The sequence below is a fragment of the Jannaschia sp. L-14R genome (assembly GCF_056857695.1).
In genome coordinates, this window is the sequence record NZ_JBSXNP010000010.1 from 136,780 (window position 1) to 157,648 (window position 20,869).

The 20,869-nt window shown below is 60.6% G+C and carries 19 protein-coding genes; 12 read left to right on the top strand and 7 right to left on the bottom strand.

The window, feature by feature from the left end:
• Positions 1-9 precede the first annotated feature (9 nt).
• Complete coding sequence (locus AC13C2_RS09030) at positions 10-396, top strand: DUF2147 domain-containing protein (RefSeq protein ID WP_092763508.1); 387 nt, start codon at positions 10-12, stop codon at positions 394-396.
• Positions 397-639: 243 nt separating this feature from the next.
• Positions 640-1,221: a hypothetical protein gene (locus AC13C2_RS09035; RefSeq protein ID WP_474522031.1), complete on the top strand. Its 582-nt coding sequence runs from the start codon at positions 640-642 to the stop codon at positions 1,219-1,221.
• Between the two features lie 26 nt (positions 1,222-1,247).
• Here AC13C2_RS09035 and hisH read toward each other — a convergent pair whose 3' ends face one another.
• Positions 1,248-1,898: an imidazole glycerol phosphate synthase subunit HisH gene (gene hisH, locus AC13C2_RS09040; RefSeq protein WP_482886604.1), complete on the bottom strand. Its 651-nt coding sequence runs from the start codon at positions 1,896-1,898 to the stop codon at positions 1,248-1,250.
• Between the two features lie 3 nt (positions 1,899-1,901).
• Positions 1,902-2,489, bottom strand: coding sequence for an imidazoleglycerol-phosphate dehydratase HisB (gene hisB, locus AC13C2_RS09045; protein ID WP_482886605.1), 588 nt, complete (start codon positions 2,487-2,489; stop codon positions 1,902-1,904).
• Positions 2,490-2,713: 224 nt separating this feature from the next.
• Here hisB and AC13C2_RS09050 point away from each other — a divergent pair, with 224 nt between their 5' ends.
• The 9 genes from AC13C2_RS09050 to AC13C2_RS09090 all read left to right on the top strand — a co-directional run bounded on the left by AC13C2_RS09050 (position 2,714) and on the right by AC13C2_RS09090 (position 14,101).
• Entirely contained in the window at positions 2,714-6,034 is a 3,321-nt protein-coding gene (locus AC13C2_RS09050) for a Hint domain-containing protein (protein WP_482886606.1), read from the top strand.
• Between the two features lie 315 nt (positions 6,035-6,349).
• Positions 6,350-7,372, top strand: a complete 1,023-nt coding sequence (locus AC13C2_RS09055; RefSeq protein WP_482886607.1) for a Bug family tripartite tricarboxylate transporter substrate binding protein — start codon at positions 6,350-6,352, stop codon at positions 7,370-7,372.
• Positions 7,373-7,454: 82 nt separating this feature from the next.
• Positions 7,455-7,916 carry a tripartite tricarboxylate transporter TctB family protein gene (locus AC13C2_RS09060; protein WP_482886608.1) on the top strand — a complete coding sequence of 154 codons (462 nt, stop codon included), beginning with the start codon at positions 7,455-7,457 and terminating at the stop codon, positions 7,914-7,916.
• Positions 7,913-9,430, top strand: coding sequence for a tripartite tricarboxylate transporter permease (locus AC13C2_RS09065; RefSeq protein ID WP_482886609.1), 1,518 nt, complete (start codon positions 7,913-7,915; stop codon positions 9,428-9,430). Before AC13C2_RS09060 ends, AC13C2_RS09065 begins: the two co-directional genes overlap by 4 nt.
• Positions 9,427-10,071: a TetR/AcrR family transcriptional regulator gene (locus AC13C2_RS09070; protein WP_482886610.1), complete on the top strand. Its 645-nt coding sequence runs from the start codon at positions 9,427-9,429 to the stop codon at positions 10,069-10,071. The genes AC13C2_RS09065 and AC13C2_RS09070 overlap by 4 nt, the downstream gene beginning before the upstream one ends.
• Positions 10,068-10,895, top strand: coding sequence for a sugar phosphate isomerase/epimerase family protein (locus AC13C2_RS09075; protein ID WP_482886611.1), 828 nt, complete (start codon positions 10,068-10,070; stop codon positions 10,893-10,895). The genes AC13C2_RS09070 and AC13C2_RS09075 overlap by 4 nt, the downstream gene beginning before the upstream one ends.
• 67 nt (positions 10,896-10,962) lie before the next feature.
• Complete coding sequence (locus tag AC13C2_RS09080; RefSeq protein WP_339644604.1) at positions 10,963-12,114, top strand: Gfo/Idh/MocA family protein; 1,152 nt, start codon at positions 10,963-10,965, stop codon at positions 12,112-12,114.
• Between the two features lie 11 nt (positions 12,115-12,125).
• A complete protein-coding gene (locus AC13C2_RS09085; RefSeq protein ID WP_424338248.1) occupies positions 12,126-13,280 on the top strand; it encodes a dihydrodipicolinate synthase family protein in 1,155 nt (384 codons plus the stop codon).
• Positions 13,277-14,101, top strand: coding sequence for a sugar phosphate isomerase/epimerase family protein (locus AC13C2_RS09090; RefSeq protein ID WP_482886612.1), 825 nt, complete (start codon positions 13,277-13,279; stop codon positions 14,099-14,101). Before AC13C2_RS09085 ends, AC13C2_RS09090 begins: the two co-directional genes overlap by 4 nt.
• A 72-nt stretch (positions 14,102-14,173) precedes the next feature.
• On the opposite strand, the gene AC13C2_RS09095 is transcribed toward AC13C2_RS09090, so the two are convergent.
• The gene (locus AC13C2_RS09095; protein WP_482886613.1) at positions 14,174-15,073 is read right to left on the bottom strand and encodes an SMP-30/gluconolactonase/LRE family protein; all 900 of its coding nucleotides are present in this window, start codon (positions 15,071-15,073) and stop codon (positions 14,174-14,176) included.
• 334 nt (positions 15,074-15,407) lie between these two features.
• Positions 15,408-15,887 carry a single-stranded DNA-binding protein gene (locus tag AC13C2_RS09100; RefSeq protein WP_482886614.1) on the bottom strand — a complete coding sequence of 160 codons (480 nt, stop codon included), beginning with the start codon at positions 15,885-15,887 and terminating at the stop codon, positions 15,408-15,410.
• Positions 15,888-16,087: 200 nt separating this feature from the next.
• On the opposite strand from AC13C2_RS09100, the gene AC13C2_RS09105 reads away from it, so the two are divergent.
• A complete protein-coding gene (locus tag AC13C2_RS09105) occupies positions 16,088-16,684 on the top strand; it encodes a lytic transglycosylase domain-containing protein (protein ID WP_482887000.1) in 597 nt (198 codons plus the stop codon).
• Positions 16,685-16,710: 26 nt separating this feature from the next.
• Here the strand turns inward: AC13C2_RS09105 and AC13C2_RS09110 are convergent, their stop codons facing one another.
• From AC13C2_RS09110 to AC13C2_RS09120, 3 genes are all read right to left on the bottom strand, one after another.
• Positions 16,711-17,361, bottom strand: coding sequence for a response regulator (locus AC13C2_RS09110; protein WP_339646817.1), 651 nt, complete (start codon positions 17,359-17,361; stop codon positions 16,711-16,713).
• Between the two features lie 143 nt (positions 17,362-17,504).
• Positions 17,505-19,295, bottom strand: a complete 1,791-nt coding sequence (locus tag AC13C2_RS09115; protein ID WP_482886615.1) for a hypothetical protein — start codon at positions 19,293-19,295, stop codon at positions 17,505-17,507.
• Between the two features lie 141 nt (positions 19,296-19,436).
• Positions 19,437-20,861, bottom strand: coding sequence for a cache domain-containing protein (locus AC13C2_RS09120; protein WP_482886616.1), 1,425 nt, complete (start codon positions 20,859-20,861; stop codon positions 19,437-19,439).
• Between the last annotated feature and the right edge of the window lie 8 nt (positions 20,862-20,869).

The window sequence follows — 20,869 nt, forward strand, 5'->3', positions numbered from 1 at the left end:
ACATCTGACATGAAGCACTTTTTCTTCACCCTTATCGCAGCACTCGGGCTTGCCGGCATTGCCGCTGCAGACCCGATCGAAGGTGTCTGGCAGACCGAGGTTGACGAAGGCAGTTATGCTCTCGTCACCATCGCACCCTGTGGCGGTGCATATTGCGGTACCATCAGCAAGACCTTCAATGCGTCGGGCGAGTATCAGTCGCCGAATCTTGGCAAGCAGATCGTTCGCAACATGGTTCCGCAGGACGGAGCCGAGTATCGTGGTCAGGTCTGGCGGCCGTCGAACGATAAGGTTTACCTTGGCAAAATCGCGCTGAGCGGCAATCAGATGGCACTACGGGGCTGTGTTGCGGGTGGACTGATCTGTGCGCGTCAGAACTGGGTCAAGATCCGCTGATCAGTATAACGCATTCTCAGATTTTTCGGGGGGCCATCAAAAATGCATTTGCGGCGCGGCAGGGCCATCCTGTCGCGCCGTTTCCATTTTCCTGACATTGGCGAGTTACCGTTTCCGCGAAACTCAGAATGATCCTTAAATCTTCACAGTTCTGGCAAAAGAAAAGCGTCTTCCGGTGGGAATGTGGTTTCCAAGGGGCCGTTTTTGTTGACCGGCCTATCGTACGCAGTTTGCCGGAGTATCATGATGACCTGTTATTGCCTGATCAATCAGACGTTCAACCTTCGCGATCGTGTGAAAAGATTCGCCACTTGCGAAACCGGCGCGGTGACCGTGGACATGATGCCGCTCATGATGATTGCCGTCAGCATGGGCGTGGCCGTCACCGGCGAGGTTGCAAACGGTGTCAAAGGGATGACTGTCGGGATCGAAACCAGTCTGATCATGGGGGTCGATCCGACCGCCGATGGCAACCGCCAGATTTTTGGCGCACTTGAAGGATGGGGCGGCGGAGCGATTGTGGTGGCTTCAAATGACACCGGTTCCGAAGACACGACCCCTGATACGGAAACGACTTCCTCCGATGAACCGACTTCCTCCGATACGGGGACGTCTTCTTCTGATGAAACGACGTCGTCCGATACAGACGACACCTCTTCGGGTCCGGGCAACCCCGGTAATGACAAGGCTGTCGGCAAGGCCGGTGAGACGCCGAATGGCGACGATGACTGGGGCAGCGGCTCCAATGGTCGCAGCGACTCCGATGACACCAGCAGCAACAGTAATGGCAACAGCAACGGTAACGGTAACGGTAAGAACAAGTAGCCGATGTCCACCCGGACATGGCCGGGTCAGGGTGCCCATTCGAGGAAGTTGGCGATCAGTCTCAGACCGGTCGCCTGACTTTTTTCCGGATGAAACTGTGTGCCGACGACATTGTTGCGGGCAACGACCGCTGTGACCGCGCCGCCGTAGTCGACATGCGCCAAGCGGTCTGCCGGGTCGTCCATCACCATCTGATAGGAATGTACGAAGTAGGCATGGTCGCCGGTCGACAGTCCAGCCATAACCGGGTGCGGTCCCGTCGCGGGCGGCGTCAGCACCAGATCGTTCCAACCCATGTGCGGCACTTTCAATGTCGGGTCCGACGGAACAATCCGCTCGATCGCGCCGGGGATCAGACCGAAGCCCGGCACATCCTCGTATTCGCGACCGACTGTGGCCAGCATCTGCATTCCAACACAGATTCCCAGAAACGGTCGCGCGCGTGCACCGACCGCATCCAGCAAGGCCTCCTCCAGCCCGTCGAAAGTCCGAAGACCGCGGCGACACGCCGGGAAGGCGCCGTCGCCGGGTAAGACGATACGGTCTGCCCGTGCCACATCTTCGGGGCGGGAGGAGACCAGCACTTCGCCCACGTCACCTTCGCGTGCCATCCTCTCGAACGCCTTTTGCGCCGAATGCAGATTGCCGCTGTCGTAATCGACCAGAACCGTCAGCACGACTTACAATGATCCCTTGGTTGACGGGATCGCATCGGCCTTGCGCGGGTCCACCTCCAGCGCGTCGCGCAGGGCGCGGGCGAAAGCCTTGAACGCAGCCTCGGTGATATGGTGCGAATTGACACCTCGCAGCCCATCCATGTGCAGTGTAATTCCGCCGTGGGTTGCAATGGCCTGAAAGAACTCGCGCACCAGTTCGGTGTCGAACGACTTGATGGCGGGGGCGGTCATCGCAATGTCCCACGCCAGCCAGGGTCGCCCTGACAAATCCAGTGCGACACGAACCAGCGCATCATCCATCGGCAGCAGGCAGGACCCATATCGGCGGATGCCCCGCTTGTCGCCCATCGCCTGCGCCAGCGCCTGGCCCAGTGCGATGCCGACGTCTTCGACGGTATGGTGATCGTCGATGTGCAGATCGCCGTCGCAGCGAACAGTCATGTCGATCAATGCGTGCCGGGCAAGCTGATCCAGCATGTGATCGAAGAACCCGACCCCCGTACGATTGTCGTAGGTGCCCGTCCCATCAAGGTCGAGCGTGACCGTAATGTCGGTCTCAGCAGTTTTCCGGGTGAGTGTGGCCGTGCGCATGATACGGTTCCCAAGTCTTGGATGTGCGTCCAGCCCATAGCCCGGTCCGGCGTGTCGGGAAAGGGCATCCCGGAACGTAACGTAAATGTAGAACACGACTGTGCAAAACGCTGAGTCGTTGCTCAAATCCCTCTCGTTGTCACAATTCGACCCAAATTCAGCACGATAAACCAGCGTAGACCGTGGGCGGCCAAAAGATCCACGGAAGTTTGGCGGGCAAGGCAATGGCAACTTTCAATTTTCGGCTCTATGACGCTGATGCATATGGTATTCTCAGTCGCTCCGTTGGCGGCAGCGCCACATGGAACGGGCCGGGGTCTGCCGATGTCACCGCGATCATCACCGACAATGCGGCGGGGGCTTCCGGCGACTCGTTAACCCGGTTCAACGATGGTGAAACGGCGACTGCATCCATCGACGATAGCGGAACGACGACCAACACAACGGTTCAGTCCAGTGAAAGCTGGGTCATCCGCGATACGATCAGTGGTGAATTGATCCGCGTCAGCACGTTGCAGGCCGGTCCCGGAGGCACTTATTACACTTTGACAAGCCAGCCGCTGGTGGCCGGCCGCACCTATGAAACCGTGTCCTACGATGCCCAGACGGACGAGGCGTCGGGCACACAGTTCAATTATGCCGATTATAATGACGGCACCGTTATGGGAACTGGCGGCAACGACGTTATCGACCGCAATTACACGGGCGATCCGAACGGCGACAAGGTCGACAACAATGACCTGATGACCAGTCAGACCAGTCAGCAGACCTTCGACTGGTCGATCTATGCCGATAACCAGAACATGGCGGCGGGGGCCACACAGACCGCGGGCGGCGTGCAGGTCACGGTCAGTTCAAGCCTTCCGGCCGGGTCGACATTCACGGCGGACACCAACGGCAACTTCTATGCGCCGCCGGGAAGCGGCATCGATCAGACGGCGGCCGGTCGGTTCTTTGCCAACGGCAATGCAACCGACACGACGCTGACGATCGACTTCGATTCCGCATCGCCCACAGCCTCGACCGAAGTTCACAACGTTCGCTTCGTGCTCAACGACATCGACGGTGTCATCAACGCCGGGAACAATTTCCAGGATATCATCACCGTCCGGGCCTATGATGTCGACGGCAACGAGATCGCGGTCGACCTGAACGCCCTTGGCAACGACTCGGTCTCGGGCAACACGATCACGGGCGCGATCACCAGCGACCAGCCCAGTCAACAGAACGGCGCGGTTCTGGTGACGATTGCCGGGCCGGTCGAACGGATTGTGATCAACTACGACAACGGTGGCGATACGCAGCAGGCAGTGTTCATCTCGGACATCAACTACGACGCGATCACAACCCAGGGGAATGCCGACAGCATCGACGCCGGGGCAGGCGACGACAGCGTGTTCGCCGGGTCCGACAACGACACTGTGTTGGGCGGAACCGGAAATGATACGCTCGACGGCGGCAGCGGCGACGACAGCCTGCTGGGCGGCGACGGCAACGATGTGTTGCTGGGCGGTACCGGCAACGATACGCTGGACGGCGGCAACAACAACGACAGCCTGGACGGTGGCATCGGGAATGACTCGCTGATCGGCGGGGGTGGCAACGATACGCTGAGCGGTGGCGACGGGAACGACACGCTTCTGGGTGGCGCAGGGCAGGACGTGCTGGACGGCGGTCTCGGGAACGACAGCCTGGACGGCGGGGCCGGCAACGATACGCTGACCGGATCGGCGGGCAACGACACGATCAGCGGCGGAACCGGCAACGACCAGATCAGCTTTACCGGCGCGACCGGCCTGCTGTTCGGCGACGCGGGCAACGATCTGATCAGCGGCGGTTCCGGGTCCGAGACGGTCGATGGCGGCACGGGTAACGACACCATCGTCAGCAGCGGCGGTGCCGACAGTCTTCTGGGCGGAGCGGACCGCGATGTCTTTGACGTTGCCAGTGGGTTCGGTGCCGATACCATTCAGGGCGGTGAAACAGGCGACGACTTCGATATCATCGACGCCTCGGACGTAACCAATCCGGTGATCGTGACCTATGCGGGGAACGAGGCAGGAACGCTGGACGACGGCACCGATGCCGCCACCTTTTCTGAAATCGAGAGCCTGATCCTGACCTCAGGCAACGACACGCTGGACGCCTCTGCGGACAGTGTGGGCGTGAATGTCATCGCGGGTGCAGGCAACGACACACTTCTGGGCGGGTCTGGCGACGATTCAATTCTGGGTGGAACGGGACAGGACACTCTGGCGGGTGGGGCAGGCAACGATACGCTATCTGGCGGCGACGATCAGGACACCTTCCTGATTACCGACGGCTTTGGCAGCGACGTCATCATCGGCGGTGAGGGCGGAACCGACAGCGACCTTATCGACCTGTCCGGCCTGAGCGGCCCGGTCACCGTGACCTATACCGGCAACGAGGCCGGTACGATCACCGACGGCACCAATACGCTGACCTTCTCGGGGATCGAACGCCTGATCCTGACCGAATTCGATGACGTCGTGGACGCCAGGCTGGATGGCGCGGGCGTCGATATCGATGCGCGTGGCGGTGCCGACAGTATCCATGGTGGCAGTGGCAGCGATACCATCGACGGCGGCCTTGGGGCCGATACCATCGACGGCTCGGCCGGTGGTGACATCCTGACCGGTTCGGCGGGCGACGACAGCCTCGTCGGCGGTGGCGGGGCAGATGTCCTGTCGGGCGGCGCTGGCGGCGACACCCTGTCGGTCGGATCCGGTGACACCGCGACCGGCGGCGATGGCGACGACCTTTTCGCCCTCGATCCGGCACAGGGCGGTGGGCCAGTTTCGCTCATCGGTGGCGAGGGTGCCGAGACGGCAGGCGACACGCTCGATTTCGGCGCTACATCCGGTTCGACCACGTTCAGTAATCCGAACGACAACGCCGGTGGCCTGAGCGGCACGTCAAGCCGCAGTGACGGCACCACGGTCACATTCGCGGAGATGGAAAACGTCGTCTGCTTTACGCGTGGTACGCGCATCGCGACACCGCATGGCCCGCGCGCGGTCGAGACCCTGTCGGAAGGCGATCTGATCCTGACCCGTGACTCGGGTCCGCAGCCCCTGCAATGGATCGGCATGCGCGAGGGACTTGTAGGTATCGATCAGGCCCCGATCCGGTTCGAGCCGGGAACTGTCGGAAATGACGCCCCGCTGCTTGTTTCGCCACAGCACCGGATGCTGGTGCGTGGCTGGCGCGCCCAGCTGCTGTTTGGCGAGGACGAGATTTTCGTGCCCGCAAAGTCGTTGATCGACGGGTCGGGCGTTCGCGTGATGGCGCCCGGAAAAGTGTGTTACTACCACCTGCTGACGCCAGAACATCACGTCACGTTTGCCGAAGGTGCCGAGACCGAGACGTTCCAGCCCGCGGCTTTGGGTCTGGAGGGCATCGACGACTTCGATCGCGCCTGCCTGTTCCGCGCGCGACCCGATCTGCGCGCCGATCTGTCCGCCTATGGCCGGGCCGCACGTCCAATGGCCAAGACCCGTCTGGCATATCTTCTTACGGCGTGACGGCGAGCAGCGCCGCGCAAACCTGTCCTGATAACGACTGAAAAGATTGCCTGCTGCGTTGCAGCGCTAGCCGATGGCCCCTGACATGAAGTCGCCCGCTCATCACACTGATGCGAGAGGCGGCTTCGAGGTGATCTTAAATGACATTTACAGCATGACTTCGACCTGAGCCTGTCATGATCTGCCGGTGGTGCCGGTCTCTCCTGCATGAAGCATCAGACAGTTTCCTGCAGAAGGTTTACTTGACGTAAACTTTAATTGCTACTAACCAGTAGCCCAATACTACTGGTTAGTAGTATTCAAGGGGAGGAATGTATGACAAAAGTTTCAATGACACTGGCCAGTCTCGGTGTGGCCGCTCTGATTCCGTTGACTGCATTGGCCGAAGGCCACGCGTCATGGCAGCCGGATCGCCCGATCAACATCATCGTACCCTGGTCGGCAGGGGGGTCCACCGACCAGGTAACACGCGTCGTCGCGCCAATTCTGGCAGAGGCACTGGGCACAGACGTGGTTATCGTGAACCAGCCGGGTGCGTCTGGGTCTATCGGGACGAAAGCCGCACTTGATGCGCCACGGGACGGATACACGTGGACAGCCAATGCCGTGGCAAACAACGCCACATATGCTGTGACGGGCCTGATCGAAGGCACATCGATCGAAGATTATGAAATCTATCTCAGCGTTGCGAACGTGCCCGTCGTCAGCGTCAATGCCGACAGCCCGTATATGGACTTTGCGCAGCTTCTCGAGGCGATGAAAACCGAAGGCGTGACTGTCGGCACCGCCGGCGTAAACTCCTCCGGTGGGATGGCGCTGGCGGCGATTGGCGAAGCAGCGGGCGGCGAACTGGCAGCACGCATGGTCACCTATGATGGCGGCGCGCCCGCCGTGATGGCCGCCGCCAGTGGCGAGGTGGCTGTCACCACGCAGCTGGCAGTGGAGCAGACCGAGATGATCCGGGCAGGCCGCCTGCGAGGTCTTGCTGTGTTGTCGGACCAGTCCCTGAATGTGGAAGGTATTGATCCTATCCCGCCGATTACGGACTTCATACCGGATTTCAAGGTCGCCGCAGACTATTTCGGCATCCTTATTCCGACCGGTGCGCCGGACGAGGTCTATGCGACCGTTGAGGCGATCTGGACTGAGAAAGTCGCGACATCGCCGGAACTGATGACCTATGCCACGGACCGCGGTGCCGTTTTTGCGCCATCGGCTGGTCAAGACGCGCTCGACCGCGCGATGCCGGTCATTACCGCCGAAGCCTGTGCCCGCGTGACACGCGGCGAGGCGGTGGTCGATCCATCGGAAATCGGCATCACCTGCGCAGCCGAGTAACACAGCGGCTTGCGCCGTCCATGGCAACCCGGACGGCGCATCTCGCCATTTTCTGACAATCCAGCACTCAATGGGACGAATGATGCGCCTTGATTCCGCACGCGCCGACCGTATCACCGCCATAGTACTCATCGCCCTTGGACTGACGATGCTCTGGGCAGGTTACACGATGGACCGGCTGGAAATCCGGCGCATTCATCCGTCATCCATTCCGGGTCTTTTGCCGATGATCCTGGGCGCGGGCATGAGCATCTGCGCGGTGTTTCTGTATATCGGTGCGAAGGATCCAGAGGACGCGACGCATGCCGCCTCGTGGCGGACAATGATCCTCGCGGCTCTCTGGAGCAGCGCCTATGCACTTCTGATGGTCGGCACACTGCCATTCTACGTGGCAACGGCGGTCTATGTCGCGGGCTTCGTGATTATCTTCGATACCGACATGGCACCGATGAAGCGGGTCGTCGCGGGTGTTGTCTTTGGCATATTGGCCGCCGGGATCATCGGCGCGCTTTTCCGCTATGCATTTCTGGTGCGCCTGCCATGACGGGTCTGGGAAATTTCGGCGCAGCCTTGTGGGAATTGTCGACGTTCACGACGCTGTTTCATGTCACATGGGCAACCTTGCTGGGGATTTTCGTGGGCTCGCTGCCCGGGCTGACCGCGACAATGGGCGTCGCACTGCTGACCACGCTGACTTATACGATGGATCGGGACGCAGCCATCTTAGTGCTGCTTTGCATGTACGTCGGCGCAATTTACGGCGGATCGCGCAGCGCAATTCTGCTGAACATTCCGGGCACCCCGGCCAGTGCCGCGACTGCGCTGGATGGCTATCCCTTGGCCCAACAGGGCAGGGCTGGTTATGCAATGGGTCTGGCGACGGCGGGGTCCGCGCTCGGCACACTTATAGGGATTTTGCTGCTGGTCATGCTGGCCCCGCCACTGGCAGAGGCGGCACTGAAATTCGGCTCTTACGAATTCTTCTGGCTGGCGCTGTTCGGGATCGTGATTTCAGGCCAGCTGACAGGCGGGGCCTCGCCGCTGAAAGGTTATATTGCCGGTATTCTGGGTCTGATGGTTGCCATGGTGGGGTCAGATGGCATCCACAGCTACATCCGACTGACCGGGGGGTTCGATCAACTCAACGGCGGTATCGGCCTGATCCCTGCAATGGTCGGGGCTTTCGGTTTTGCGGAAGTGCTCAGCGTCATGTGGCAAAAGGTGCCGGAACTGGCCACCAATGCCGCAAAAGGGTCCAGCCTGCCACGCTTGCTGGATATCTGGCGCTACCGGATCACGATCGTAAAATCGGGCATCATCGGAACGATGGTCGGCATCATTCCCGGCGTAGGTGAAGATATCGGAGCCTGGGCCAGTTATGCAGCCGCCCGCCGAAAGTCGCCCGAACGCGATCAGTTCGGCAAGGGCAGCACCGAGGGGCTGACGGCCGCGGAAACCGGCAACTCCGCTGTTGTCCCAGGCGCGTTGATCCCGGCACTGACACTGGCGATCCCCGGGTCTGCCCCTGCTGCCGTTCTGATTGCGGCGCTGTTCATTCATGGTATCCGGCCGGGTCCGATGATCATGATAGAACAACCGACGTTCATCTATTCCGTAGCGGCGATGCTGGTCTTTGCGACCCTGGCGATTGGCATCTTCGGGGTCGCGCTGACGCCGCTGTTCATACAAGTGCTGAAAATTCCGCGCGCCTGGCTGATGCCAGTGGTTTTCACCCTGTGCGTGATCGGACCTTATGCCCTCAGCCAGCGACTGTTCGACGTCTGGGTGATGGTGGCGTTCGGCTTCATCGGCTTCCTGATGCGGCAGATGAAATATCCTGTCGCTCCGTTAGTGCTGGGCATCATTCTGGGGGACTTGTTGGATAAGTCACTGCGCCGGGGGCTGATCCTTTCGGACGGCGACATTTCTGCCTTTTTCACACGCCCGATCTCGGCAGGTTTTGCCATTATCATTGTTGTTTCGGTCCTTTTATCCATTGCACCCGTGCGCCGCTCCCTCGCGGCACGCAATCCTTTTGCCAATGGAAAACAGCCATGACCTCTCGTCCCAGCCCACGCCGCCGTCATGATGCTGAAGCAGCCCGCGCCGATATTCTGGCAGCGGCCTTGAGTGAATTTGCCGACTATGGATATGGAGGCGCGCGCATCGACCGGATTGCTGCTGCAAGCGGCATGAGCAAGCCGATGATCTATAGCTATTTCGGCGACAAGGACGATCTCTATGCGGCAGCGCTGCGCGAGGCCTATGTCCAGATCCGTGAAGGCGAGCGCACACTGAATCTGTCCAACCTCGCCCCGTCTGACGCGATCCGGGCACTGGTGGAATTCACGCTCGACCACTTTATCGAAAAGCCGTGGTTCGTGTCGATGCTCAACACTGAAAACCTGCGCGGCGGCAGCACCATCCGGGTGATCGCCGATCTGACCGAAATTCAGTCTCATCTGGTTACTGAAATCGGCGTTATCCTGGACAGGGGTGCGTCCGAGGGTGCGTTTCGACAAGGTGTCGATCCGGTGGAATTCTATATCACGATTGCGTCGCTATGTTACTTCCCGGTCGCCAACCGCCATACTCTGAAATCCGTCTTCGGACGCGACCTGAACGATGCGGCACAGCTTGATCTGCGCCGTGGCCTGATCACCGATATGGTGCTCGCCTGGCTGGAATGTCGCGAATGACGTTTCAACTTACATTTTGCAATGAACTGCTGGCCGCTGAATACCCGAGGCTGGCCGACCAGAGCCGTGTTGCCCGTAAGCTCGGGGCCATGGGCCTTGAAGTTGATCCGGCTTCGCTGGGTCCCGAGGCACATAGGTTATCGTCAGAAAAAGTCAGGGCATTGCGGGACGAGGTCGAAGGCGAAGGCATCCGGATCACCGGCCTGCATTGGCTCCTTTCAGGATACCCCGAAGCCTCGATCACCGATCCGGCCCGTCAGACGGCAACGCAGAGTATCCTTTTCGGTCTGATCGACCTGGCGCATGGTCTTGGCGCGGACGTCATGGTGCATGGCTCACCCAAGCAGCGGGTGCCGGTGCCGGGCGCTGATCTGCAGGACACTTTGACAGCATTCTTCGCCCCGGTTGCCAAACACGCACAGCAGGCAGGCCTGATCTATTGCATCGAGCCACTCTCGCGGACCGAAACTACGGCGATCAACACCGTGGCCGAAGGCGCCGCGCTTTGTGGGGCTATCGGCAACCCGGCGTTCCAGACGATGATCGACACATCCGCGGCCGGCCAGACCGAACCTCCCGTTGCCGATCTGATCAGACAATGGGTCGGGCGGGGACCGATCGGGCACATTCACCTCAACGATACGAACCGGGGTGCACCCGGCGCTGGAAGTGACCCGTTCGATGCCATCCTGCCTGCCTTGCGCAAGGCGGGTTGGTCCGCTCCGATGGGCGTAGAACCCTTTATCCTGTCCGGCAACGTGCACGACACGTTTGCGCTGGCCGCGGCCACTGTGCGCCGCAACTGGGATCATTTGCCATCCTGACATTTTATCATACCGCCCCCCGATGAGTGGTCGGGCACCAAATTATCAAAGACGAAGGAATACGACGATGGCGACACAGAGAATTGGCATCATCATGCACGGCGTGACGGGGCGCATGGGCATGAACCAGCACCTGATCCGGTCTGTTCTGGCAATCCGGGACCAGGGTGGCGTACGTCTGAAATCCGGCGATTTGTTGCTTCCCGACCCGATCATCGTGGGTCGGAACGGGGGAAAGATCGCCGAACTGGCCAAGAAGCACGGTGTTGAACGCTATACCACTGATCTCGATGCCGCCCTTGCCAATCCCGACGATACCGTCTTCTTCGATGCGGCCAGCACCCAGATGCGGCCGGGCCTTCTGCGCAAGGCGATTGACGCGGGCAAACACGTCTATTCCGAAAAGCCGGTCTCCGAGGGGCTGCAGGAAGCGGTGGAGATCGCCCGCCATGCCAAGGCCAAAGGGGTGAAAAACGGTATCGTTCACGACAAACTCGACCTGCCGGGTCTGCTCAAGCTGAAGCGTTTGCGCGACTCCGGATTTTTTGGCGAGATCCTGAGTGTTCGCGGCGAATTCGGCTATTGGGTGTTCGAGGGCGACTGGATGGAAGCCCAACGCCCCTCATGGAACTATCGCAAGGCTGACGGCGGCGGCATCGTTTCGGACATGCTGTGCCACTGGCGCTATGTGCTGGATAATGTCGTCGCGCCGGTCAAGGCCGTTTCCTGCCTTGCGGTGACTCATATCCCTGAGCGTTGGGACGAAGATGGCAAGAAATACAATGCAGACGCCGACGATGCGGCTTATGCGACCTTCGAGCTGGAAGGCGGGATCGTCGCGCAACTCAACAGCAGCTGGGCCACCCGCGTGCGACGGGATGATCTGGTTACCTTCCACATCGATGGAACGCTCGGCAGTGCGGTTGCGGGTCTGCACACGTGCTATTCACAGGCGCGGGTGAACACGCCGAAACCGATCTGGAATCCGGACCAGAAGCAAACCATGGATTTCTTCGACACCTGGGTCGAAGTGCCTGACAACACCACGTTCGACAACGGCTTCAAAGTCCAGTGGGAGCAATTCCTGCGCCACGTCGCCGAAGACGGACCATGGTCCTACACGCTGGAGGAAGGGGCCAAAGGCGTGCAACTGGCCGAGCTGGGCTACCGGTCTTCGGCGGAACGACGCTGGCTCGATGTGCCTGCGCTGGACATCTGAGGGGACCGCACATGTCGAACCTGATTTTACCCATAGCCGGGGGCGCTACGGCATCGCTGACCCTGACGGCGGGTCCGGTGCCTGAACCCGGCGGCGACTGGACACGCATCGCTTATGCTGCCGCCCACGTGGTGGCCGATCCGCTGGCCGATGTTGACCCCGGCACCGGGGTGGCCGTGGATTGGGAGCGGACACTGGCCTTCCGTCACCACCTCTGGTCGCTTGGTCTTGGCGTGGCCGAGGCGATGGATACGGCGCAACGTGGCATGGGCCTCGACTGGCCGACCTCGCTCGACCTGATCCGGCGCAGTATGAAAGACGCGCCAGCCGGAGCCCTGATCGCAAGCGGGGCCGGAACCGATCACCTGATACCAGGCCCGGACGTGACAATCGACGATGTCATCGCGGCCTATGAAATGCAGTGTGAAGCGGTCGAGGCCACCGGCTCGCGGGTTATCTTGATGGCCAGCCGCGCCTTGGTCGCGGCTGCAAGGTCGCCGGATGATTATGCCCGCGTCTATGGCCGGGTGCTGTCCGGACTGAAACAGCCTGCCATCCTGCACTGGCTGGGCGAAATGTTTGACCCGGCCCTCGAAGGTTATTGGGGCGATCCCGATCACATGGGCGCCATGGATACCTGTCTGTCCGTGATCGCAGACAACGCGGCCAAAGTGGACGGGATCAAGATTTCGCTTCTGTCCGCAGAGAAAGAAATCTCCATGCGGCGGCGTTTGCCGGATGGCGTCGCCATGTATACGGGGGACGATTTCAACTACCCCGACCTCATTGCAGGTGACGAGGAAGGCTTTTCGCACGCCTTGCTTGGCATCTTTGACCCGATCGCCGGGTCGGCGTGCCGGGCGCTTACGTCGCTGGCAAAGGGCGATCATGCCGCTTATAGCGCGGCGTTTGATCCGACCGTTCCACTCTCGCGTCATATCTTCAGGGCCCCGACACGGTTCTACAAAACCGGTGTGGTGTTCATGGCATATCTGATGGGCCATCAGGACCACTTCACCATGGTCAGCGGGCAGGAAAGTGCACGATCCACCCTGCATCTGGCGGAAATCCTGCGGCTGGCCAATGACGCGCAACTGTTCATCGACCCCGATGAAGTGGCCCGCCGGGCCCGTCCCGTATTTCAGGCGCGCGGGGTGTCCGTATGAGAACGCTCACCTCTGCCGATCTGTCGCTCAACACTGCAACGGTCAGCAAACAATGGACTCTTGCGGAATGTATCGACGGATGTGCACGGCATGGTATCGGGGGAATTTCCCCCTGGCGGGACAAGTTGCTGGACTGCGGGGTCGACCGTGCGGCAAAGCTGATCCGTGATGCCGGTCTTGGCGTATCGGGCTTGTGCCGGGGCGGCTGGTACACCGCCGAAGGCGCGCTGACGCAAACCGTCCTTGACGACAACAAACGCGCTGTCGACGAGGCGGCGGCAATCGGTGCCGCGTGTCTGGTGATGGTTGTCGGCGGCCTGCCCGAAGGCTCCAGGGATATCGACGGCGCGCGCGCAATCGTGACAGACGGGCTCTCTGCCACACTCGACTATGCTCGGACCGTGGGCGTGAAGATCGCTATCGAGCCCTTGCATCCCATGTATGCGGCCGACCGGGCCTGCGTGAATACAACAGGTCAGGCGCTGGATATCTGTGATCGACTGGGCAATGGCATCGGCGTCGCGCTTGATGTCTATCACGTGTGGTGGGATCCGGACCTTGCCGCACAAATCGCCCGTGCCGGGAAGGATCGTTTGCTGGCCTTCCATGTCTGCGACTGGCTGAACCCGACCAGGGATCTGCTCACGGACCGGGGAATGATGGGCGAGGGCGTCATCGACATTCCGACGATCCGGAGCGTCGTCGAAGCGCAGGGTTTTGACGGGCTGGTCGAAGTGGAGATTTTCTCGGCAGAAGATTGGTGGACGCGTCCGGCCGACGAGGTGCTGGCCGCCATGACCGGAGCCCTGCCGTCGATCTGAAATCCACGGCGCGGATTCTCGAAAACTCAGGCTTTGTTGATTGCAGTAGCCATACACTTTGATCCTGCGGCCTTACGGTCGCTGAACGCCCGAACGGTTCAGCGTTACGCGGTACAGGCTGGTCGTCGCGGTGATATACAGCTCATGCTTGGCGCGTCCGCCGAAACAGATATTCGACACCAGTTCCGGCACCAGAACCTTGCCCATCAGGTGACCGTCCGGCGCGATGCAGTGCACCCCGTCGCCCGCCGACGACCACAGGTTGCCATCGGTGTCGACGCGGATGCCATCGGCCAGCCCCGGCTCGATCTTATGAAACAGACGACCGTTCGAGGTCGCGCCGCCGCTTGCGCAGTCGTAGACCCGGATATGCTGATCGTCTTCGGTGAACATGCGCCCGGTGTCGGCCACATACAGACGGCTCTCGTCTGGTGAAAACGCCAGCCCGTTGGGGCATTTCATGTCGTCGACCATGACATCCATCATCCCGGTCGCGGGGTCGATGCGGTAGATGCGACATGGAAGCTCCTGCTCGGACGCGAAACCTTCATAGTTGGTCATGATGCCGTAATGGGGGTCGGTGAACCAGATCGTGCCGTCCGATTTCACCACCACGTCGTTGGGTGAATTCAGCCGCTTACCGTCGAAGGTGTCGGCGATCACCGTGAGAGTGCCGTCCAGTTCCGTGCGGGTGACGCGCCGGGTTCCATGTTCGCAGGACACCAGCCGTCCCTCGCGGTCACGGGTATGACCGTTCGCGTAGTTCGACGGCGCGCGAAAGACCGAGATGCCGACGTCCGGCGTCCAGCGCAGGATCCTGTCATTGGGAATGTCCGAGAACAGCAGGCAACCGGCATCACCGAACCAGACCGGCCCCTCGACCCAGTCGAAGCCGGTCGCCAACTGCTTGACCGGCGCGTTGCTCAGCACGAACCGCGCAAAAGCGGGATCGATAATCTCGTGGTGGGACATGGGTCGGACTCTGTCACTTTGGATAAACGGATATCGCTGACATCTCCATGTTCGTCAAATGGCCGAAGGACAGCAGGTGCTGCCGGCAGGTTCGTTCCGGCATATCGCTGGTCCATCCCTCTGTTGCAGCGATACCGGCCATCGACCCTGTCGTGCGATCCGTCACGCCTTGGGTGCCGCGATGGAACCGTGATTAACAACGTACCGATCATCATCGGCCCCAATCGCTGTCGGATTGGGGCAGGGTGGTAACCGTTATATCGGGCCACCCGCCGCAGAGACAGTCCGCTTCACAAACCCGGAGGTCGACAAAACAGTTTGTCCCGAAGTAGTCTCAGAACGGGATTTCGTCGTCCATGTCCGACGGGCCGCCATAGCCGCCCCCGGAAGTGCCGCCGCCGCTGCTCCGGTCATCGCCGCCGCCGTAGGACCCGCCGCCGCCGCCACTGCCGCCGCCTTCACTGCGACCGTCAAGCATTGTCAGCGTGCCATTGAAACCCTGCAATACGACTTCGGTGGAATAGCGGTCGGCCCCGGACTGATCCTGCCATTTGCGGGTCTGTAACTGGCCTTCCAGATAAACCTTCGATCCCTTCTTGAGATACTGCTCGGCAATGCGGACCAGACCTTCGTTGAAGATCGCGACCGAATGCCATTCGGTCTTTTCCTTGCGCTCGCCGCTGGTCTTGTCTCGCCAGGTTTCAGACGTTGCGATGCGCAGGTTGCACACCTTGCCGCCGTTCCCGAAGGTCCGAATTTCAGGGTCCCGGCCAAGATTGCCGATCAGAATTACCTTGTTCACGCTGCCGGCCATCGTCGCTCTCCCGTCTCTGTCCGAATCTGTTCCGCCTTTTGAACATCGAAGTGGTTAAAGGTCCATGACCGCAACGCGCACAGGGTTGACGGCGCAGGGTTCCAAACAGGACGGATTTACGTTAACACATCCGTCAGCACGGACATCCCGACACAAGGGGCGGCGCGCGTCAAAATGGGACAGCCGGAGATTTTCACGTGATCCGATTTGCCATGTTTTCCGCGATCTGCGCGGCCATGCTCGGAACCACTGGGGCCAAGGCTCAAACCTTTTCCAGCCGGTCCCGCGCCGATATTTTTTCCAGCCAGACCGCCCTTATGGACCGGCGCCTGTCCACACAGTATTCGAATTCCAGCCGTCTGGCTCCGCGGAGGTTCGAGACCGCGAACGGGTCGTCCCGCGAATCGATTCCGCGTTACAGTGGCAGTCAGCGGTCGGCCTGGATCGAGACCGCGCGCATTTCCGCGCGCCGCCATGGCATCCCCGAAGATCTTTTTCTGCGGCTGGTCCGTCAGGAATCGGGCTGGAATCCGAATGCGCGGTCGAACAAGGGCGCGATCGGTCTGGCTCAGTTGATGCCCCAGACGGCCCGTGCCCTGGGCGTGAATCCCGCCGATCCGCAGCAGAATCTGGACGGGGGGGCACGGTATCTGGCGATCCAGTATCGGGCCTTCGGCAGTTGGCGTCTGGCCCTGGCGGCCTATAATGCCGGTCCCGGCGCGGTTCTGAAGTACAACGGCATTCCACCCTATCGCGAGACGCGGAATTACGTCAGCGTCATTATGGGGCGCGGCTAGCAATATCAATGCTTTGCATGGCTATCTTAATGCAGGAATCCCGTTCCCTGAAGTACGCCATGTTCCATCGCATAGCGTGTCAGGCCCGCCGTGGACGAAATGCCGAGTTTGCGCTTGAGATTCTTGCGATGCGTCTCGACCGTGCGGACTGAAATATCCAGATCCGCTGCCACCTGCTTGTTTGACCGTCCTTGCGCCAGCAGCAGCAGGATCGTCTGTTCGCGTGAGGTCAGCGGCTCTGATCCGTCGCCCGATGGCTCCAGCGCGGTTTCCGCACCGGGGCAGAGGTATCGTTCGCCCGTAACAACCGTATCTATGGCGCGGCGGATTTCTTCGGTCGGCTGATCCTTGAGGCAATATCCGGCGGCTCCGTGGCGCAGGGCGGTGGCGACATATTCGGGCGCATCGTGCATCGACAGGATCAGCACAGCCACGTCGGGGTGGCGTTCGCGCAGAATTTCCGTTGCCGCCAACCCGTTCATTTCCGGCATATTGAGATCAAGAAGGATGACATCAGGCCTCAGGTCCGCCGTACGGGCGATGGCCTCGCGCCCGTTTGACAGGGTACCGACGACGGTCAGGTCATCATAAGTTTCCAAAAGCGCGCGGATGCCATCCGCGACCATCGGATGATCGTCCACGATCAGGATGCGAAGGGGAAGTGTAGCATCGGTCATGTGATGCCGACTACGCCAGGGCAGGGCGTGGAACAAGACAAATGGGATTGGTGGCGTTCGCCGGGCCGGGACGCGGCGCGGGATAGTGACAGGCGGAACCGGGGCGATCGGCGGCCGTGCGACAACCGTGTCGCGGGCACACGTCAACCGACCAGGCCCGCCATTCCAAGGAACGGCAGCAATGCCAGAAGCCAGCCCATACCGTCTAACGGTCCGCTGCCTGCATCTGCCGCTTCGTCCGCAGCGACCGGCTCGTTCTCCGGCGCGTCATCGTCCGGGGACGGTCCAGTGATCGGGGGAAGCGGGCTGTGATATCCGTCATCGTGGAAATTCAGCGCGTCTTCGGTCCTGCCGGACAGCGCGCCTGATGCATCGGACAGAAACGGGTCTGCTTCCGGTTCGTTGCCGTCGATCGTGGTCATCGTCTGCTCGAATTCGTCAGTCGGACTGAAACCGGTAAGGCGGACCTCCATGATTTCGCCGGGTGCCAGGGTCGCGACGATCTGGCCATCATCATAAAAATCGTCTTCCGCGAGCGTTTCGACCGTGGCCCGCGCATCGGAGGCACCGGGCCGGGTTGCGTCCTCGACTCCGATCGTCCGGGCGGTCGGTGTGCCGCCCCCTTCGACCATCATGTCCAGATCGAAGGTCACCGTTTCAATCGTGTCCGAAGTCGAGGCGACGTAGAACACCAGCTCGCCATCTCCATAGAAACCATGAAGATCGGCGGTCTTGCCCTGAAACTCCGTCACGCTGTCGTCATCGACGGCAAAATCCAGCATCTGCTTGCCCGGCAACCCCTCCGACATCATCGCGAACAGGGCGCCTGATGGAGTGACGCCGCCATCCGCGCTATCGGGGCTGAGTGCGTTTCGCGTGTTCTGGATCAGCGGCCAGATATGGGCCTGATCGACGCCGGATTCGACCATAGTCTCAAAAATGTTGAGGACTTCCTGCGCCTGTTTCAGACCATAATCCGTCTCGCGGTCAAAGCGGGGGTCAGATGCAGACTGGTTCCATTCGGTGACGTGAATGTCGATGCCCTCGAAGGCCGCCTCCCAGCTTTTTTCGATTTGATTCAGACCGAAATCCCGCTGACCGGGCTGCACCGCCTCGCGCGAATACAGGTGAGTGACTACGCCGTCGACGGCCAGCGCCTCGTCTTCATCGAACTGCTTGATGATCAGCTCGTCGTTGATCGCGCGCCAGTTCATGCCGCCGTTGGGAAAGACGACTTCGGATCCGAAATCGGTGCCGTACGTAGCGTTCAGGTCAGCAAGTATGTCGACTGCGGACTGTCCGGCGTAATTTGCGCTGAGGTTGGACGACCCGCTGTTGGTGCCCGATTGCACTATCACGTCGATGCCGGGGTTTGTGCCTGTTTCCGTTGTGACAAGGGTCAGTTCGTCGTCGATTACCTCGGCCATACGGGACGACAGGCGACCGTATTCAACGGCATTCATTTCGCCGCTGCCCCAGTATTCATTCCCGATCTCGAAGGCGACGATATCGGTGTCGCCGTATTCGCCCGTCGCCACGTCGCGTACAAAGACGCGTAACTCCGCCTCGTCGAAGGCGGGGAAGCGGTCGCCGTTGCCATCCATGCGGACCGACAGATTGTCCCTGGTAGGCAGGACGATGGTGGCGGTCAGGTCGTTGGCGGTCGCATAGGCGAGGAAATCCGACAGCGGCACAAAACCCTGCGCCTTGCCATCATCGTCATAGACGACAGAACTGTCTGGGTTGCCGATGTCGAACAGTTTCTCGGTCAGCGAGCCGCCGGGATATCGCAGACCGGTCAGTCCAAGGTATTCGACAATCTGAATCAGGTTGCCGCCCGGCTCCAACGTATAGCGGTTCGCAAGGAAGTTGCCGTTGAATAGCCCCCCGGAAATCGGGTCGCCTTCGATTTGAGGAGCATTCACCACCGACATCTTCGACCTCCAGGACAGAGCCGTGGAGATACGAGGCAAGTGTTTACGATATTGTTTCGAAAAAGGCGACGATGCGACCTAATACCGCTTATATCACTGGCATTTTAGTCAATTGAACGGACCATTCTATCCGTCTGTCGATCACTCCGCCGCTTGCGCGGAAGGCGCTTCGCCTTCGTTTCTTGTATCGGGTTTCAGCAAGTGGGTCAGCGGTACAGTTGCCTCCACCACCATGCCATGCCCGCCCGGACCCGAGGTCAGTGTCAGGCTGCCGTGCAGTTGTTCGATCCGCTCGGCCATGTTGCGCAGGCCCATGCCGGAGCCGGTCGCATTGTCGCGACGGGGCAGGCCGCATCCGTCATCCTCGATCCTCATGGTTGCGCCGCGTCGGTGCCCCAGAAGGCTGACCCTTACGCGGGTCGCCCCGGCATGGCGTTCGACATTGGTCAGCGCTTCCTGAGCGATCCGGTACAGCGCTGTCTTGGCCTCGATATCCAACCGGTTGCGAAAAACGGCAGTGTGAAATTCGACCTGCAGACCTGTACGAGCTTCGAATGTTTCGCAAAGCGATTTCAACGCTGGACCGAGTCCCAGATCGTCCAGCACACCGGGGCGCAGATCGTGGCTGATGCGGCGTACCTCGGTCAACGCGCCCTGCAATCCGGTGATTGCCCCGTCGACCGCAGCCTCGGCCGAGGCATCGCCCCTGGCGGTCAAACGCCGTGCCAGTTCCAGTTTGTAGCGTATGCCGACCAGAAGCTGGCTGATGCTATCGTGCAGTTCGCGCGCGACGCGACCCCGCTCTTCTTCCTGGGTGTCCAGAATCCGCTGAGTCAATTGTTTCAGCTTTGCATCGGCCAGACGACGTTCGCGCACGGTGATCATCAGACCGGACGCGAATACAAGCAATAATGCGGCCAGAGCGATCGCCCCGATCCAGCGGAACTGCTGTGCGACATTGGTCCGCACCTCGGCCCGCGCGGCGGCTCCCTGCGCCAGAACGTCATCAAGGAAGACGCCGGTTCCGATAGCCCACTGCCAATCCTGCAGCCCAATAACATAGGTCAGGATCGTGGCATTCTGTCCGGTAGACGGCTTGGGCCATTCGTAGGTGTGATAGCCTGATCCGGCCCGCGCCAGTTCGATCAGCGTATCGGTGACCGGCACGCCCCGATCATCCTGCAGGCCGGACCAGTCGCGCCCGATCAGCCATGTCTGACGCGGTGCCACGAGGTTCTGGCCTTCATAATCGTAGACGAAGAAGAACCCGTCCGTGCCATAGACCATCGCCGACAGGATCTGCGTCACCCGCAGTTTTGCCACCTCGTCGTCAGGGGGAGCATTGCCATAGATGGTGATGAAGGCGGTGCGCGCCAACTGAACATAATTCCGCAATTCGCGCCGCTTGGCGTCGATCATCGTCTGTTCCAGCGACGCGATCTCTCGTGCGGCAGTGCGTTCGGACTGCACGGCGATCAGCACCGCAATACCGCTGATCGCAAGGACCAGCGGCAGCGTAGCCAGCAGAAACAGCGATTGGCCATAGGAAAGACGGAGTAGACGCATGGTCCGAT

Coding starts and splice junctions, on each gene's coding strand:
- AC13C2_RS09060 (WP_482886608.1), top strand. CDS start 7,455: ATGCGCCTTGATTCCGCACGCGCCGACCGTATCACCGCCATAGTACTC.
- AC13C2_RS09110 (WP_339646817.1), bottom strand. CDS start 17,361: ATGACCGATGCTACACTTCCCCTTCGCATCCTGATCGTGGACGATCAT.
- AC13C2_RS09070 (WP_482886610.1), top strand. CDS start 9,427: ATGACCTCTCGTCCCAGCCCACGCCGCCGTCATGATGCTGAAGCAGCC.
- AC13C2_RS09055 (WP_482886607.1), top strand. CDS start 6,350: ATGACAAAAGTTTCAATGACACTGGCCAGTCTCGGTGTGGCCGCTCTG.
- AC13C2_RS09115 (WP_482886615.1), bottom strand. CDS start 19,295: ATGTCGGTGGTGAATGCTCCTCAAATCGAAGGCGACCCGATTTCCGGG.
- AC13C2_RS09065 (WP_482886609.1), top strand. CDS start 7,913: ATGACGGGTCTGGGAAATTTCGGCGCAGCCTTGTGGGAATTGTCGACG.
- AC13C2_RS09085 (WP_424338248.1), top strand. CDS start 12,126: ATGTCGAACCTGATTTTACCCATAGCCGGGGGCGCTACGGCATCGCTG.
- AC13C2_RS09120 (WP_482886616.1), bottom strand. CDS start 20,861: ATGCGTCTACTCCGTCTTTCCTATGGCCAATCGCTGTTTCTGCTGGCT.
- AC13C2_RS09100 (WP_482886614.1), bottom strand. CDS start 15,887: ATGGCCGGCAGCGTGAACAAGGTAATTCTGATCGGCAATCTTGGCCGG.
- AC13C2_RS09090 (WP_482886612.1), top strand. CDS start 13,277: ATGAGAACGCTCACCTCTGCCGATCTGTCGCTCAACACTGCAACGGTC.
- AC13C2_RS09035 (WP_474522031.1), top strand. CDS start 640: ATGATGACCTGTTATTGCCTGATCAATCAGACGTTCAACCTTCGCGAT.
- AC13C2_RS09080 (WP_339644604.1), top strand. CDS start 10,963: ATGGCGACACAGAGAATTGGCATCATCATGCACGGCGTGACGGGGCGC.
- AC13C2_RS09050 (WP_482886606.1), top strand. CDS start 2,714: ATGGCAACTTTCAATTTTCGGCTCTATGACGCTGATGCATATGGTATT.
- AC13C2_RS09075 (WP_482886611.1), top strand. CDS start 10,068: ATGACGTTTCAACTTACATTTTGCAATGAACTGCTGGCCGCTGAATAC.
- AC13C2_RS09030 (WP_092763508.1), top strand. CDS start 10: ATGAAGCACTTTTTCTTCACCCTTATCGCAGCACTCGGGCTTGCCGGC.
- hisB (WP_482886605.1), bottom strand. CDS start 2,489: ATGCGCACGGCCACACTCACCCGGAAAACTGCTGAGACCGACATTACG.
- AC13C2_RS09095 (WP_482886613.1), bottom strand. CDS start 15,073: ATGTCCCACCACGAGATTATCGATCCCGCTTTTGCGCGGTTCGTGCTG.